This window comes from Bacteroides uniformis (genome assembly GCF_025147485.1).
In the GTDB taxonomy this organism is placed as follows: Bacteria; Bacteroidota; Bacteroidia; order Bacteroidales; family Bacteroidaceae; genus Bacteroides; species Bacteroides uniformis.
Map to the genome: position 1 here is coordinate 3,206,247 of NZ_CP102263.1, position 15,874 is coordinate 3,222,120.

Sequence of the window (15,874 nt, forward strand, 5' to 3'; positions counted from 1 at the left end):
AAAACCTAAAAAAGTAAAGTTATGAAAGTCATTATTGCAGAGAAACCGAGTGTGGCACGGGATATTGCCCTCATTGTGGGCGCTAAAGAGCGCAAGGACGGATACATGGAAGGTAACGGCTACACCGTTACATGGGGATTCGGTCATCTGGTGGGATTGGCAATGCCCGAAGCCTACGGCTTCGAAGGCTTCCGCCGGGAGAATCTCCCCATCTTTCCGGAGCGTTTCCAGCTTGTCCCCCGTCAGGTGAAGGACGGCAAGCAGTACAAGGACGACCCCGGAGCAGTCAAACAACTGGCCGTTATCCGGTCACTGTTTGACAAGTCCGAGAGCATCATCGTAGCCACCGATGCCGGGCGCGAAGGCGAGTTGATCTTCCGCTACATCTACCATTACCTCGGTTGTACCAAGCCCTTCTCCCGTCTTTGGATCAGCAGCCTTACCGACAAGGCGATCCGTCAGGGCATGGACAACCTGAAAGACGGCAGAGAATATGACAACCTCTACCGCAGTGCCAAGGCACGCAGCGAAGCCGACTGGCTCGTCGGCATCAATGCTTCCCAAGCCCTTTGCCTCTCCGCCGGGCGTGGTGTCTTCTCCCTCGGCAGGGTGCAGACACCCACCCTGATGATGATATGCAACCGCTACATGGAGAACAAGAATTTCACCCCGCAGAAATACTGGCAGCTACGGGTGCAGTCCGGCACCGGCAGCATCACCTTTTCCGCCCTCTCCGCCGCTAAGTATGACCGTCAGGACGAAGCCGCCGCACACTTGCAGCAAATCCAGTCCTCCGGCACCCTGCAAGTGACCGCCGCCGAGAAAAAGGAAGCGTCGCAGGAGCCTCCATTACTCTACGACTTGACTGCCCTCCAGAAAGAAGCCAACGTCCGGCACGGCTTTTCCGCCGACAAGACCCTCTCCATAGCACAGAGCCTATACGAGAAGAAAGTCACCTCGTACCCCCGTACCGGCAGCCGCTATATCTCCGACGATGTATTTGAGATTATCCCGGATCGCATCCGCCTCTTGACCTCATACCCCCGTTTTGCAGCCTATGCCGCTACATTGGACGGTCAGCCGCTCAACTCCCGCAGCGTCAATGCCGCCAAGGTCACCGACCACCATGCGTTGCTCGTCACCGAGAATCTCCCCGGCGACCTCTCACCGGACGAGCGCACCATCTACGAGATGATAGCCGCCCGCGTGCTCGAATCCTTCTCCGCCAAATGCCTGATGGAGCGGACAGCCGTCACCTTGCAGTCTGCCGGTGTCACCTTCTCCGTGCGTGGCAGCATCATCCGGGTTCCCGGCTGGCGTTCCGTGCTCAACCTTCCCGATGAAGACGAAGAGGACAATGCCACTCTGCCCGAACTTCACCAGGGCGACTCCCTACCTATATATAATAGCGAAGCATTGGAGAAACAGACCAAGCCCCGCCCGCTGCATACCGAAAGCACCCTGCTTGCCGCAATGGAAAGCGCAGGCAGGGAGTTGGAGAACGAAGAAGAACGTCAGGCAATGAAAGAGGCGGGCATCGGCACGCCTGCAACCCGTGCCGCCATTATCGAGACATTGTTTAGCCGTGACTACATCCGCCGTGAGAAAAAATCCCTCGTCCCGACTGAAAAAGGGCTGGCCGTCCATTCCATTGTCCGGGACAAGAAGATAGCCGACATCTCCATGACCGGCAGTTGGGAGAGTGCCCTTGCCAAGATCGAAACCGGCGGGATGGATTCCGACACCTTCCACCGCGGGATAGAAGTCTATACCGCACAGATAACCACCGAATTGCTCAATGCCACTATCTCCATAGCGTCCGCAACGGACAGTCCCGTTTGCCCCAAATGCAAGCAGGGGCATGTGCTGTTCTTCAACAAGATAGCCAAATGCAGCAATGTGGACTGCACCCTGAAAGTGTTCCGCGGCATCTGTAACAAGCAACTGACCGACAAACAGATCACCGAACTCGTAACCAAAGGCAAAACCGGTGTTATCAAAGGCTTGCAGGGTAAGAGCGGCAAATCATTCGATGCCGCCCTTGCCTTCGATGCACAGTTCAATGTTACCTTTTCCTTTCCAACCTCTAAAAAATCCAAGTAATGAATAAGAATAAGAATAAGAAAAATAAGAACAGACAACAGTTCCAGCAACAAGGAAAGCAGCAGCAACAGCAGCAGAAACACCCCGGACAACAACCGCAGGAATTGTCCTATTACCGTTTATTATTGCTTTCTTTCCTCAAAGAATCCCATCCCGAATTAGCCGGTGACAGCGACTTTATCGCCGCCCGTGCCGACAGTGCCGCCGAAGAGTATAGCGAATCTGTCCGTTCCGGCTCTACCCACGATGCCGCCGCCGAAGCCGCCAATCAGGTTTTGTTTGCCGGTCTTCACTTTTCAAAGTACGATGTGATCGTCACCGTCCTTTGGAACGAGTTCAGCGATGAAGTGCCGCAGGGCAGTGCCAAGACCCTTGCCGTGCAGCTCCTTCCGGTTTGTGAAGAAGTGTTTGCCAAATACCCCCTTTCCGATGATTTTCAGTTCGAGCCTGCTTTCGACAACCTCTATACGGAAATCACAGGTACCATCTTAATCTGGTTGGACGAGAATGGCATACAATAAGAAAGCGCACCTGAAAGACAATATCGAAGCAATCAAACTGGCATTTGCGTTGGAGCGTGAAGGGCGCACCGCCACCCCCGAAGAACAGGCAGTCTTGCGTGCCTATTCCGGTTTCGGTGGGATCAAGGCAGTGCTCAATCCCGCTTCCAGCCTTGCCGACGTTGCCCGTTGGACAAAGAGCGACCGCGAGTTGTTCCCACTTGTTTCCCAGCTCCACAGCGTCATCCGCAGCCATTCAAAAGACGAAGCGGAATACAAGCGTTACTTTTCCAGTTTGAAAAACTCTGTCCTGACGGCGTTCTACACGCCGCAGGACATTGTATCAGTTCTTGCTTCCGAATTGGGCAACTACGGAATTGCCCCGTCCCGTTTCCTCGACCCGTCGAGCGGAACCGGAGTATTTGTCGATGCTTTCCAACAACATTCCGCACAACAACAGCTATCTGAACAGCAGTCCGCCAAACAGCAGTCATCTGAACAGCAGTCATCTGAACAACACTCATCCGAACAGCAGCCCTCTCGCACCGGATTATCCCCAGCCGGATTATCCCGTCCCGAAATAGTCTGCTTTGAAAAAGACCTCCTGACCGGCAAAATTCTCTCTCACCTTCACCCCGAAGCCAAAGTAGAAATTACCGGTTTCGAGGATAGCGGGCTTCGTTACCTGAACCGTTTCGACATCACCGCTTCCAACATTCCCTTTGGCGATGTGGCGGTTTTCGACCCCTCATTCACCAAGAGCAAGAGCCTTGTCCGTCAGCACGCCGCCAAGAGCCTGCACAACTATTTCTTCCTGAAGGGACTGGACAACATTCGCGAAGGGGGCATATTAGCTTTTATCACCTCGCAGGGCGTACTGGACTCCCCGGCGAATGAAAACATCCGCTACCAGCTCATGCAACATTCCCATTTGGTGTCCGCCATCCGTCTGCCCAACAACCTCTTTACAGACGGTGCAGGCACCGAAGTAGGCAGTGACCTGATTATCCTTCAAAAGAAATCCGATAAGACAGAGCCGCTTACCGATGACGAACATGCGTTCATCGCTTCCAGCCCGCGACCGGAGGGGTTCAGTACGAATGACTACATCTTCCGGAATATCCCCATCATCCATACCAAAGCCTGTGTAGATACCGACCCCTACGGGCATCCCGCAATGGTTTACATCCACGAAGGAGGTTTGCCCGGTATCACTTCCCAGCTCCGGAGCTTGCTTCGCAATGACTTCTACCGCCGGTTGAACGTCCCCCTCTATCAACAATTCCTCCCGTTGGAAGAACAGCAGAGCAGGGTACAGATGCAACATACCCAACCCACACGGTTGAATGAAGCACCGGAACAGAGCAAAGAAGCGGAACAAGTACCGGCACCGAAACCAGTACCAGAGCAAACTAAAGCTCCCGAACCGGAAAATAGATCCGAACCGACAACCGCTACCGTGGAAAAACCGTTGCCCGAACCGAAAGAAGAAATCGAACTTTCCCTTTTCTCTCCACCGGTATTGAGCCTGTACGACCTCTTTGAGTTCACAGCAGAAGAGCGTACCCAGATAACCCCGAAACGCGGCAAACGCCGTTCCGCATCCTCCTCCCGAAAACAGCCCGTACAAGGCAACCTTTTCGGCGAACCGGCTACCGGTACAGCCCAACCCACCGGCAAGAAGCCCAAAGGAAAGTCCGTAGTGAAACCCACCGTTACCCCGGCAGCCTCCGGTGTCCCCAGCGATGATAACAAAATCCTGCTTCGGACAGAAACCAAAATCGAAGACCAGGCAGCAACAGAAGCAGCAAGAATCGCCGCCGAAGAGGAACGCAAACAGCGGATGCAGCCCCGTCCATACCCCAACGAAATCCCGTCCCATTACAAAGACGGCTCATTGGTAGTTCTGGGCAACGGCATCGGCTATATCCGCGACACCCAAATTGCCCCGATGTTCCACCCCCTCGAACTGCCCGACCGACAGCTCCGCAAACTCTCGCTCTATGTCGAAATCCGTGATACCTATCACGACCTCTACAACAGCGAAGCCACCGAACGCAAAGAAAACACCGTCCGGCGCGACCAGCTCAACGCCCTGTACGATGATTTTGTCCGTCAGTTCGGCAACCTTAACAGCCCGAAGAACATAGACCTGATCCGTATGGACAACGACAACCGGACAATCCTCTCACTGGAACGCTACAAAGACGGTCAGGCACTCAAAGCCGACATCTTCGACCATCCCGTAGCCTTCAACAAGAACGAACTGACCCACGTCGATACCTCGGACGAAGCCCTTTCCGCCTCACTCAACAAATACGGCGAAGTCAACCTCGAATACATGGCAAGGCTCACCGACAAGACCGAAGACGCCCTGCTCGATGACCTCAAAGGGCGTGTATTCTTCAATCCTCTCATCAAAGGTTACGAGATAGCCGACAAATTCATTGCCGGTAACGTCATTTCCAAAGCCGAAATGATAGAGGACTACATCGCGAACCACCCCGGCAACGACCGTGCCTCACAGTCGCTCGATGCCCTGCGTGCCGCCTTTCCCGTACCCATCCCGTTTGAAGAACTCGACTTCAATTTCGGCGAACGCTGGATACCAATGGGCATCTACGAGAAATACGCCTCCCGTCTTTTCGATACCGACGTCAAGATTACCTACGCCGCCAGCCGCGACGAGTTCAGCGTCAGCGCATCCGCCCGTGGCAACGTCCGCATCCGCGAACAATATTGCGTCAAGGCCGAGAGCCGCCGTTACGACGGACTCAACCTGATGAAACACGCCATTCAGAACACCTCGCCCGACATCACCAAAAAAGTATTGGTAGGCGACGATGTAGTCAAAGTCCGCGACACCGAAGCCATCCAGCTTGCCAATAGCAAGATAGACGAAATCCGCAACGGCTTCAGCGATTGGTTGAAAGAACAGTCCCCGGAGTTCAAACAGCGGCTCACCGACATGTACAACCGCAAGTTCAACAACTCCGTCAAACCCAAGTACGACGGCTCCATGCAGTCCTTTCCCGACCTTGACCTCAAAGCATTGGGCATCCCTGACCTCTACGGCAGTCAGAAAGATGCCATCTGGATGACCAAAATCAACGGCGGTGGCATCATTGACCACGAAGTAGGCGGCGGCAAAACCCTGATTATGTGTGCCGCCGCCTACGAAATGAAGCGTTTGGGATTGGCAAACAAACCGATGATTATCGGTCTGAAAGCCAATATCCACGAGATAGCCCAGACCTTCAAGACCGCCTATCCCAATGCCCGTGTCCTCTATCCCGGCAAAGAAGATTTCACCCCCGAAAACCGTGTCCGCATCATGCGTGAGATGCAGAACAACGATTGGGACGCCATCATCCTGTCTCACGAACAGTTCGGCATGATCCCCCAATCCCCGGAGATACAGAAACAAATCTTGCAGCAGGAACTGGACAGCGTAGAAGAGAACCTCGAAGTCCTCACCCAGCAAGGCGAAGACGTTTCCAACGGTATGCTCAAAGGCGTAGAGAAACGCAAGGCGAACCTCGAAGCCAAAATCAAGGCACTCACTTTCGACATCGAGAACCGCAAAGACGACGTCGTGGACTTCAAGCTCATGGGCATCGACCACCTGCTCGTGGACGAGAGCCACAAATTCAAGAACTTGATGTTCACCACCCGCCACGACCGTGTAGCCGGTCTGGGCAACAGCGAAGGCAGCCAGCGTGCCCTGAACATGCTTTTCGCCCTCCGCACCATTCAGGAGCGTACCGGCAAGGATTTGGGAGCCACTTTCCTGTCCGGCACCACCATCTCCAACAGCCTGACCGAGTTATATCTGCTTTTTAAATACCTCCGTCCCAAGGAACTGGAACGTCAGGGCATCAACACCTTCGACGCATGGGCGGCGGTCTTTGCCAAAAAGTCCATCGACTACGAGTTCTCCGTCACCAACGAAATCATCCAGAAAGAGCGGTTCCGTTACTTCATCAAAGTCCCGGAGCTTGCCGCCATGTACAACGAAATCACCGATTTCCGTACCGCCGAAGACATCGGCATCGACCGCCCCAAGAAGAACGAGATATTGCACAATATCCCGCCTACGCCCGACCAGCAGGACTTCATCCAGCGATTGGTTGCATTTGCCAAGTCCGGCAACGCCACCGTCCTCGGACGTCCCCCGTTAAGCCGCCGGGAAGAAAAAGCCAAGATGCTCATTGCCACCAACTATGCCCGCAAGATGTCCCTCGACATGCGCCTTATCGACGAGGACAAATACGACGACCACATAGATAACAAAGCCACCCATTGCGCCGCCCTGATAAACCAATACTACCAGAAGTACGACGAGCACAAAGGCACCCAGTTCGTCTTTTCGGACTTGGGCACCTACAAGCCCGGTCAGTGGAACACATATAGCGAAATCAAGCGCAAATTGGTGGACGACTACGGCATCCCGGCAGACCAGGTACGCTTCATTCAGGAAGCCAAGACCGAAAAGTCGCGCATGGCAATGATTAATGCCATGAAAGAAGGCAAAATCCGTGTCCTCTTCGGTTCCACCGACATGCTCGGCACCGGCGTAAATGCCCAGCACAAGTGTGTCGCCATCCATCAGCTCGACATTCCCTGGACGCCCAAAGATTTGGAGCAACGCAACGGCCGTGGCGTAAGAAAAGGCAACGAGATAGCCAAACTCTTTGCCGACAACAAAGTCGATATTATCAACTACGCCGTCGAGAAATCCCTCGACAGCTACAAATTCAACCTGCTTCACAACAAGCAGTTGTTCATCACCCAGCTCAAAAAAGGCACGATGGGTGCCCGTACCATCGACGAGGGCAGCATGGACGAGCAGGGCGGCATGAACTTCTCCGAGTACGTTGCCATCCTCTCCGGCAACACCGACCTGTTGGACAAAGCCAAGTTGGAGAAACAGATTGCCTCCCTCGAAAGCGAGCGCAAATCCTTCCACCGTGGCAAATCCTCCGCCGAAGCCAAACTGGAAAACATAATGCAAACCGTCACCAAAAACGGCGACCTGATCACCCGTATCAGCACGGACATACAGCACTTCCAGCAGCGCGTCCAGCGCGACGGCCAGGGCAACCCTCTCAATCTCATCGAACTGGACGGTGTCAAAGGCAACGACCCCAAACTCATCGCCAAAAAGCTCGCCGAGATAGAGGACAAATCCCGTACCCACGGCACATCCCAGCCCATCGGCAAGCTCTACGGCTTCGACCTTTTAGTAAAGACCGAAGCCAGCATGAAAGACGGCTTCGACTTCATCGAAAACCGCTTCTTCGTCCGTGGCGAAGGCAACATCCTGTACAACTTCAACGGCGGCAGACTGGCAAAAGACCCCAACATTGCCGCCCAGATGTTCCTCCGCACCTTCGAAACCGTTCCCCCTCTTCTGGAGAAATACCAAAAAGAAGTGGAACAGATTTCCAAGGACATCCCCATCCTTCAGGAAGTCGTCAAAGAAACATGGAAAAAGGAAGACCAGCTCAAACAGCTCAAATCCGACCTTGCCGCCCTTGACCGCAAAATCCAGCTCTCCCTCAAACCCGTCAAACAGAATGAAGACAGCAACAGCAAGGACGAGAGCCAAACCGAGAACCAAGGTCACGGCACAAATGAAACCGCAGGCACCATCCAGCCGCTATCGGCAACCATCCAGCCCCCGGCATCGGGAACATCTCCGGCATCACCGATAACGTCCCCCGCATCCGACGGCAAGCCCTACGTCCATCAGCCGCCCGACTTCCTTTCCGCCCCTCCGGAAAAGAAGCCCCCGCACCTGAACCAGCCCCCTGTCAGTTTCAGCATCAAAGATGCCATGAACTCGTTAGGCAGCAAACTCGTCATCGGCGGCATCCCCAAGCCCGGCAACAAGGACGACCCGAACACCGCCCATATCCCCAAGTCCCCAAAAGGTTTCAAAATCTAACTAACAAGTCACTACTGCTGTAATAATGCAGTGTAGTGACTTGTTTTTTAACAATAACTATCCTACAAAAATATAAAAGTTACTCCCCTGATTATTTCTTAAAAATTCAATGGTAAAAAATTATATAATTGCTATATTTGTAAGCAGTAGTAATAAAAAGGAGGACACCAATAATGTATATATCAAAAGTTTCACTAGTCAATTATCGCAATTTTGAAAATGCTTTTTTCCTTTTCAATAAAGGGATAAATACTATAATAGGAGAAAACGCATCTGGTAAAACTAATTTATTTCGAGCTATTCGTCTAATTTTAGATGACAGCTTGTTATCTTCAGCATATAAACTAAATGAAAACGATTTTAATCGCAATTTGAAAAGTTGGAAAGGAAAATGGATTATTATTAGTTTAGAGTTTAATGAAATATCTAATGATGAAGCAATCCAATCTTTATTTATTTACGGAAGTGGAGTTGTAGAAGGAGACATTACAAAGAAAGCAACATATAATTTGTTTTTTAGGCCCAAACCTGAAATAAGGAAACAGCTTGCAGAATTGGAGACTGGCGATAAAGATGGTTTGAATGGCATATTAGATAAAATAACGATTGAGGATTATGAAACATTTTTCACAGGGAAAAGTACTGCTGACTTCAATGATAAAAATGTTCAGCGTGAATTAATGGGGGATTTTGATAATGTTATTTTTAATTTTGATATGGATGAATCAAAATATGGAGGTCGTATTCCACATCAATTATCTATAAGTCGAGAAGTTTCATTTACTTTTATTAAAGCATTAAGAGATGTCGTGTCAGACTTCCAAGACAATAGAAAAAATCCATTATTAACATTGCTTAAAAATAAAAGTGAAGATATAAAGGAGGAAGATTTTAAACCTATATCAATAAAAGTTGATGATTTAAATAAATCCATAGAGGAATTGGATGATATACAGATGATTACAAATAATATATCTGAAACTATAAAGGAGGCTGTAGGTACTACATATTCTCCATCTTCACTATCTATTAAATCCAACTTACCTAGTGAAGCTGAAAAATTACTTCAGTCATTAAAATTATTTATAGGAGAACCAGAAGAAGACTATGAAGGTGGTATTCATGAATTGAGTTTAGGGGGAGCAAATCTTATATTTCTAACTTTAAAACTACTTGAATATAAGTATAGAAAAAAAAAGATAAAATTGCAAATTTTCTTTTAATAGAAGAACCAGAAGCTCATATTCATACACATATACAGAAAGCATTATTTGATAAGCTAAATTATACTGATACACAAATTATTTATTCGACACATTCTACCCATATTTCTGAAGTATCAAATATTTCCAGCATGAATATATTAGGAAAATATCGTAATTATTCAGAAGTATATCAGCCATTTATAGGACTAGGCGAAGAAGAAATAATGAAAGTGCAAAGGTTCCTAGATGCTATAAGAAGTAATTTATTATTTGCAAAAAGCGTTATATTAGTGGAAGGAGATGCTGAAGAAATACTCATACCTATTATGGTGAAGCAAACCTTAGGCGTTAGCTTAGATGAATTGGGAATAAGTCTGATAAATGTACGAAGTACTGGATTTGAAAATTTAGCACAGCTCTTTCATAATCATAGAATAAAGAAAAGATGCGCAATTATTACAGATTTAGATGTCTCGATTACAGGAGAAAAGACGGAAGCTTCGAAAAGAGGAAAGACTCGAAAAGAAAACTTGGATGCTTTAAAAAAGAAAAATAAGTGGATAGGAGCATTTTATGCACCTCATACATTTGAAATAGATTTTTTGGAAGCTGGTAATAAAAAAGCTGTTTTGTCAACAATAAAAAAGGTGTATATTGATGAACAAGCTATTCAAAAATCTAAAGAAGAGATAGAATCAGAAGACATAAAAAAATACGGAAAAAGAATTTTAACAATGGCTAATAAAATGGGAAAAGGATGGTATGCTATACTTTTGGGTAAGTATATAACATCATCCACTCATATTCCTAATTATATATTGGATGCCATTATCTTTGCTAAACCTGAATTTTCCAAGGAGCTATTATTACAGATTTTCACATATGTATTAAGCACATACAAACAAAGTGAAGAAATTGACAAACTGAAAAACGATCTGCTTACATATAAAAAAGATGAAATTACCTTAGGTGAATTAAAAGAGTGTTTAGGAAAAGGGATACAAAAGACAGAACCTATTTTATATATATTAAATCGACTTTAAATATGTTTGTGTGGAAAAATGGAGATCTGAATCCAGAGCAAGAGAATGCTATATTTTATGAAGATAGTGTTTTATTAGTAGCATGTCCAGGTAGTGGTAAAACAAGAACTCTAACCTATAAAATTGCTTATGAATTATCTAAATTGAATTCAAATAAACAATATATAATAGCCATTACATATACAAATCGTGCAGCAGATGAGATAAAAGAACGAATCGAATTGTTAGGAATAGATACTAAACAATTATGGATTGGTACTATTCATTCATTTTGTGTTGAATGGATACTCAAACCTTATCATATGTATATTGAAGAACTTAAATATGGATATACTATTATTAACGCACACGATACGGAATCCTATTTAACTTCTTTATGTGTTCCATATGCATCTACAAAGCCTAAAATTACATATTGGGATTGCCAGTGTTTTTATTTTACATCACGTGGATTGGTTGTAAAATGTACAAATTCTCAGAAAAAAGAATCAGTAGTGTCTATAATTAAAAGCTATTTTCAAAATCTAAAAGAAAATAAAGAAATTGATTTTGAACTGATCCTATATTATTCATATCTCCTTTTAAGAGATAATAAAGGCATTTGTAAAACATTGTCACATATTTTCCCTTTTGTATTAGTTGATGAATATCAGGATACAAAAGAATTACAATATATGATTCTAGGTGCCATTTTAAAGATTGGAAAGAATAATAAGGCTTTCATTGTAGGAGATCCCAATCAATCTATATTTAGTAATTTAGGTGGATTTCCTATGACTAAAGTTGATTTAGAGAAAACAACTGGATTACATTTTAATGAATTATCACTAACTAAGAATTATAGGTCATCATCTCTTCTTGTATCGTACTTTGATTATTTCAAGACCTATGATAACACGATAGAAGCGGTTGGAAAATATAAAGATTATCAAAGCATTATTCGTTATAACAAAATAGTTTCAATTAATGATTTAGAGGATGAAATAATTCGCATAATTCAATTCAATATTGATGAATGTGGTATTTCTCCAAATGAAATATGCGTTCTTGCACCATGGTGGATTCACTTATCTGGGTTGACAAGAAATCTAATGGCTCGTTTACCTCAATACAGTTTTGATGGTCCTGGTATGGCGCCTTTTGCACGAGATATAGATAACTTTTGGTATAAATTATCACGTATTATATTAACAGATGCAACACCATCTTTATATATAAGAAGGCTTCGTTGGGCTAATGAAATAAAAACAGATCTAATATCAATAGGAATTGATAGAAATCTATCTGCTAAAAAGATATTATATATTTGCAACAGTATATCTGTAAATGAACAAGAAGGCTTAGAGTATTTAAGAAAGTTTTTCTTTCAGTTTCTCCGTGAATTAGATGTCGATTTACATCAATATAACTATTTAGAATTGCATTATAATGCTTTTTTTGATAGCTCTGCTAAAAAAGAATAGAAAAGTTAAGAAAAGATGGTTCAGAATTTATTTCGCATGTTGATACTTTTAGAAAGGTATTTCGTCAAAAGAAGGAATTACTATTTCAACTAATCATGGAGTAAAAGGAGCTGAGTTTGATACAGTAATAGCATTTGGACTTTTAGAAGATTATGTTCCCCATTTTAGTGATGTTAATAAAATAGAGAATGCAAAACGTATTTTATATGTTATAGCTTCGAGGGCTAGAAAAATTTATATTTAATATCTGAACAAGATAGAGGAAAAATTCCTACGATCATACTAAATGAATACAAATACAAATATTAGTAATATATGCGAATCAGAGGGGGAGGTAGACACTGATTCGCATTATTACAGTCTCTAGAAATTATAAAAAAGTTAGGCTGAATGGCTTCAAGTCTAATCTTTTTTATTTGTTCATTATCCCACTGCCTTTTGAATGATACGTTGAGTTTCCTTTTTATAACTCAGCCGATTGTAACGTTCACCCTGACAAATCATACAACTACAAGGAGTACCAGTAGTTTTATAGACTTTCCAACATCTCAATTTTGCCAATTCAAACCAGTGAGGTGAATGAATCAAATTACCTTCATCATCAATAACATCATGTTCAAAAGATGCATAATAAATCATTCTCGCCTTAAAGACACGCTTGCATTGTTGTTCTCTCCAAAGTTTGTTTCTTTTTTGTTCCATCGTCTCTTTCTATTAAAATTAAGATGGATGATGATTTTACTTTTTTGAAACAATATGTATCCATAACGATATTTTTTATGATTATGGTAATGCTACTACAAATAACACTCCAATAATAGACTTTATTTTACGAAATGATAGAAAGGCATACAAACAGACATTTTAGACTATCGCCCGACATTACTAAAAAATAATGGTAGGTGAAGACGTCATGTACAACCGCAAGTTCAACAACTCTGTCAAGCCCAAGTACGACGGCTCCATGCACCCCTTACGTCCACCAGATGCCCAACTTCATGAAGAATGCGTAGCACCCAAACGTGCTGTCCTACCACCCTCCATCAGCATCAAAGCTGTCCTAAATCGCATCCCCATTGCCGACATAGGAGCCATCCCCCACAAGGACGCCCCCAATGCCCTCAATCAGGTCAACAAACTCTCCAAAGGCTTTAAACTCTAAATGAACAGCCGCTACACTGTGATTGGCAGTTGTAGCGGCTATTATATTTAGAAGTGGGGACATCATTTAAAATCTTTAAATGATTATCAACTTAGCTTCTTGAGAGAAAAATCCCTAAATCTTCTTTCCTTTATTTTATTTCTATTCTGTTCATATAGGAATCCAATACTTTTGCTAATTTTGCATATCCTTCAATCCTTAAACATTTTGAATATGTATGAGATTTTAAAAAACGGACATTTTGTAAAACAAGATATTGCATACAAATCTTTAATGAAGCGGCATATTAAAAAACATACTTCATATCTTCAACCTATATTTGAGGCAATAAGTAATGCTCTTGAGGCAACTTCTGGCTCTAAAGACACCATTACCATTCGATTGAAGTTCTCTAAAATGCTTATGAAAGATATTTTAGAGTTTAACTCCATTGAAATTTCTGATACAGGGATAGGGTTCAATGAGGAAAATTTAAAGAGACTAAGAAGTATTTATGATGAATCTAAGAGTTTCAATAATTTAGGTACAGGAAGGATACAATATTTGCATTTTTTTGATAAGACAGATATATATAGTACGTATCAGGAAAATGGAGTCTTAAAAAAGAGAAGGATTGTTTTATCTGCTAATTTCTGGGATAAGGAAAACGCTGTTATTTGGGAAGGCGATCCTATTGTTACCTCAGATGAACAAACTGGTACTAATATATCTTTTTACTTTCCTTTATATGAAGAAGATAAGATTAGATATACAGAATTGTCAACATCTGAATTATATGACAAAATATTTCTTCGCTATCTTAGCCGTTTTTGTTTAAACAAGAAAAATCTTCAAAAAATAAAAATTCAAAGATATATTAATGACATACATGATGAAGTTAATGATAAAGAAATTACTGGGGATAAAATTCCCTCTTCGGATTATGAGGACTCATTTACATTAAAATATCAGTCATACGATAAAGATAAAAAAACATTTGTAGACCATAAAAGGACAGAAACTTTTAATATAAGATCATATTTACTTGATCCCAAAATACAAAAGAAAAATGATGTAAAATTGACTAGTAAGAATGAAACTGTAGATATATGTGGTATGGATTTTTCATTCATGGATAACTCTTCGAAGATAGATAAGCGTTATATGCTTTGTTTAATATCCAGTGATTTCATTACAAATCAGGATAGTGATCTTCGAGGTAAATTAAGAATTTTATCCAAAAAATGAATTCTTAAAAAAGAATGATATTTTGAAATGGAAAAGGAACACATATTCATAGATAATATACAGAATGAGGTTGTTAATAAAATTGTTTGCTAAATACCCTCAAATAAAGAAGGTAAAAGAAGATTTGGATAAAAATATAAACGAATTAATTGAATTATTTGCTTTAGATCGAAGTATAGTTGAAAAAATAGGTTATACATTAGGAGAAGATACAGCCACTTTTTTGAGAAGATATAAAGACTATAATGCGGAATTATCTTCTAAAAAGGAAGCGAAAATAAAATCCGTAATAGACTCGTTGAAGCATCTTAATCCAAGTGATGGAAATTTTAGAGAACATTTTAAAACAAAAGTCAACGAAGTAAGCAAGTTAATTCCTCAAAAGAATCGGGCAGATATTGTAAATTATATATCTGCTCGGAAATCTGCTATTTCTATTCTAAATTTTATATTAAAAAAACAAATGGAAATACAGAATTTGCAGGTCGTTGGGAAGAGGAAGAATAATGAGCGTTTAATTCATGATTTACTTTTTAAACAACATACTGACAACACTCTTGATAGTAACTTGTGGATACTAAATGAAGATTTTATTCATTATAAGGGTATTTCTGAATGCGAATTACGAAACGCAAAGATTAATGGAGAACTATTTTTGAGAGAAGATTTGACAGAAGAAGAAGTTAATAAATTGAAAGCATACAATCGGGATCAGTTAGGTAAACGTACAGATGTTTTGTTATTTCCCGAAGAACATAAATGTATTATAGTTGAATTGAAAAGCACAGATGCAGATGTTGGAAAATACTTAAATCAAGTGATAGACTATGCAGGCTTGATTAGGCAATATGCAAAAGATAAATTTGAGATAACAAACTTCTATGCTTACCTAATTGGTGAGAGTTTCGATTTTGATGCTATTATTAACGCAAATCCTAATTTTATAGAACCTCCATATTCTGACTATGTTTATATTCCAGACCAGAAAATTAATGGTGGTAAGAAACGTGAGAAAGGAACTATGTATTTTGAAGTGCTAAAGTACTCAACTCTATTGCAAAAGGCCGCACTTCGTAATAGTGTCTTTTTCAATAAGCTGTTTTGACAGAATGCTGTCTTTTATTTCAATGGTAAGTAACTTAAGACCTCTCATTAAGAAGACAGACTTCCTAAATTGTGTAAACAAGCCCTCTTAAGAAATAACCGCTACATTCCAAGGCA

General features: G+C 43.2%; 10 protein-coding genes and 1 pseudogene. 10 read left to right on the forward strand and 1 reads right to left on the reverse strand.

From position 1 onward, the window contains the following. The first annotated feature begins 21 nt into the window (after positions 1–21). The 7 genes and pseudogenes from topB (at position 22) to NQ510_RS12795 (ending at position 12,508) form a co-directional block, all read left to right on the forward strand. The gene (gene topB, locus NQ510_RS12765) at positions 22–2,103 is read left to right on the forward strand and encodes a type IA DNA topoisomerase (protein ID WP_005825426.1); all 2,082 of its coding nucleotides are present in this window, start codon (positions 22–24) and stop codon (positions 2,101–2,103) included. Continuing rightward, entirely contained in the window at positions 2,103–2,624 is a 522-nt protein-coding gene (locus tag NQ510_RS12770) for a DUF1896 domain-containing protein (protein WP_005825425.1), read from the forward strand. The genes topB and NQ510_RS12770 overlap by 1 nt, the downstream gene beginning before the upstream one ends. Continuing rightward, a complete protein-coding gene (locus NQ510_RS12775; protein WP_005825422.1) occupies positions 2,611–8,553 on the forward strand; it encodes an N-6 DNA methylase in 5,943 nt (1,980 codons plus the stop codon). Before NQ510_RS12770 ends, NQ510_RS12775 begins: the two co-directional genes overlap by 14 nt. Before the next feature lie 173 nt (positions 8,554–8,726). Next, positions 8,727–9,829, forward strand: a pseudogene (locus NQ510_RS12780) (ATP-dependent nuclease); the annotation flags it as partial. A gap of 78 nt (positions 9,830–9,907) precedes the next feature. Further along, positions 9,908–10,801, forward strand: a complete 894-nt coding sequence (locus NQ510_RS12785; protein WP_259818289.1) for an ATP-dependent endonuclease — start codon at positions 9,908–9,910, stop codon at positions 10,799–10,801. Between the two features lie 2 nt (positions 10,802–10,803). After that, on the forward strand, positions 10,804–12,264 hold the full coding sequence (locus NQ510_RS12790; RefSeq protein WP_259816785.1) for a UvrD-helicase domain-containing protein: 1,461 nt from the start codon (positions 10,804–10,806) through the stop codon (positions 12,262–12,264). An 82-nt stretch (positions 12,265–12,346) separates the two neighbouring features. Continuing rightward, positions 12,347–12,508, forward strand: coding sequence for a 3'-5' exonuclease (locus NQ510_RS12795; protein WP_259818259.1), 162 nt, complete (start codon positions 12,347–12,349; stop codon positions 12,506–12,508). A 179-nt stretch (positions 12,509–12,687) separates the two neighbouring features. On the opposite strand, the gene NQ510_RS12800 is transcribed toward NQ510_RS12795, so the two are convergent. After that, positions 12,688–12,966, reverse strand: coding sequence for a hypothetical protein (locus NQ510_RS12800; protein ID WP_005825417.1), 279 nt, complete (start codon positions 12,964–12,966; stop codon positions 12,688–12,690). Positions 12,967–13,159: 193 nt separating this feature from the next. Here NQ510_RS12800 and NQ510_RS12805 point away from each other — a divergent pair, with 193 nt between their 5' ends. The 3 genes from NQ510_RS12805 (at position 13,160) to NQ510_RS12815 (ending at position 15,758) form a co-directional block, all read left to right on the forward strand. Next, complete coding sequence (locus NQ510_RS12805; protein WP_005825416.1) at positions 13,160–13,426, forward strand: hypothetical protein; 267 nt, start codon at positions 13,160–13,162, stop codon at positions 13,424–13,426. 213 nt (positions 13,427–13,639) lie between these two features. Beyond that, on the forward strand, positions 13,640–14,653 hold the full coding sequence (locus NQ510_RS12810; protein WP_259816789.1) for an ATP-binding protein: 1,014 nt from the start codon (positions 13,640–13,642) through the stop codon (positions 14,651–14,653). Between the two features lie 64 nt (positions 14,654–14,717). After that, entirely contained in the window at positions 14,718–15,758 is a 1,041-nt protein-coding gene (locus NQ510_RS12815) for a hypothetical protein (protein ID WP_259816791.1), read from the forward strand. Positions 15,759–15,874 lie beyond the last annotated feature (116 nt).

Coding starts and splice junctions, on each gene's coding strand:
- NQ510_RS12815 (WP_259816791.1), top strand. CDS start 14,718: ATGAGGTTGTTAATAAAATTGTTTGCTAAATACCCTCAAATAAAGAAG.
- NQ510_RS12805 (WP_005825416.1), top strand. CDS start 13,160: ATGGTAGGTGAAGACGTCATGTACAACCGCAAGTTCAACAACTCTGTC.
- NQ510_RS12770 (WP_005825425.1), top strand. CDS start 2,103: ATGAATAAGAATAAGAATAAGAAAAATAAGAACAGACAACAGTTCCAG.
- NQ510_RS12790 (WP_259816785.1), top strand. CDS start 10,804: ATGTTTGTGTGGAAAAATGGAGATCTGAATCCAGAGCAAGAGAATGCT.
- NQ510_RS12800 (WP_005825417.1), bottom strand. CDS start 12,966: ATGGAACAAAAAAGAAACAAACTTTGGAGAGAACAACAATGCAAGCGT.
- NQ510_RS12775 (WP_005825422.1), top strand. CDS start 2,611: ATGGCATACAATAAGAAAGCGCACCTGAAAGACAATATCGAAGCAATC.
- topB (WP_005825426.1), top strand. CDS start 22: ATGAAAGTCATTATTGCAGAGAAACCGAGTGTGGCACGGGATATTGCC.
- NQ510_RS12785 (WP_259818289.1), top strand. CDS start 9,908: ATGAATATATTAGGAAAATATCGTAATTATTCAGAAGTATATCAGCCA.
- NQ510_RS12810 (WP_259816789.1), top strand. CDS start 13,640: ATGTATGAGATTTTAAAAAACGGACATTTTGTAAAACAAGATATTGCA.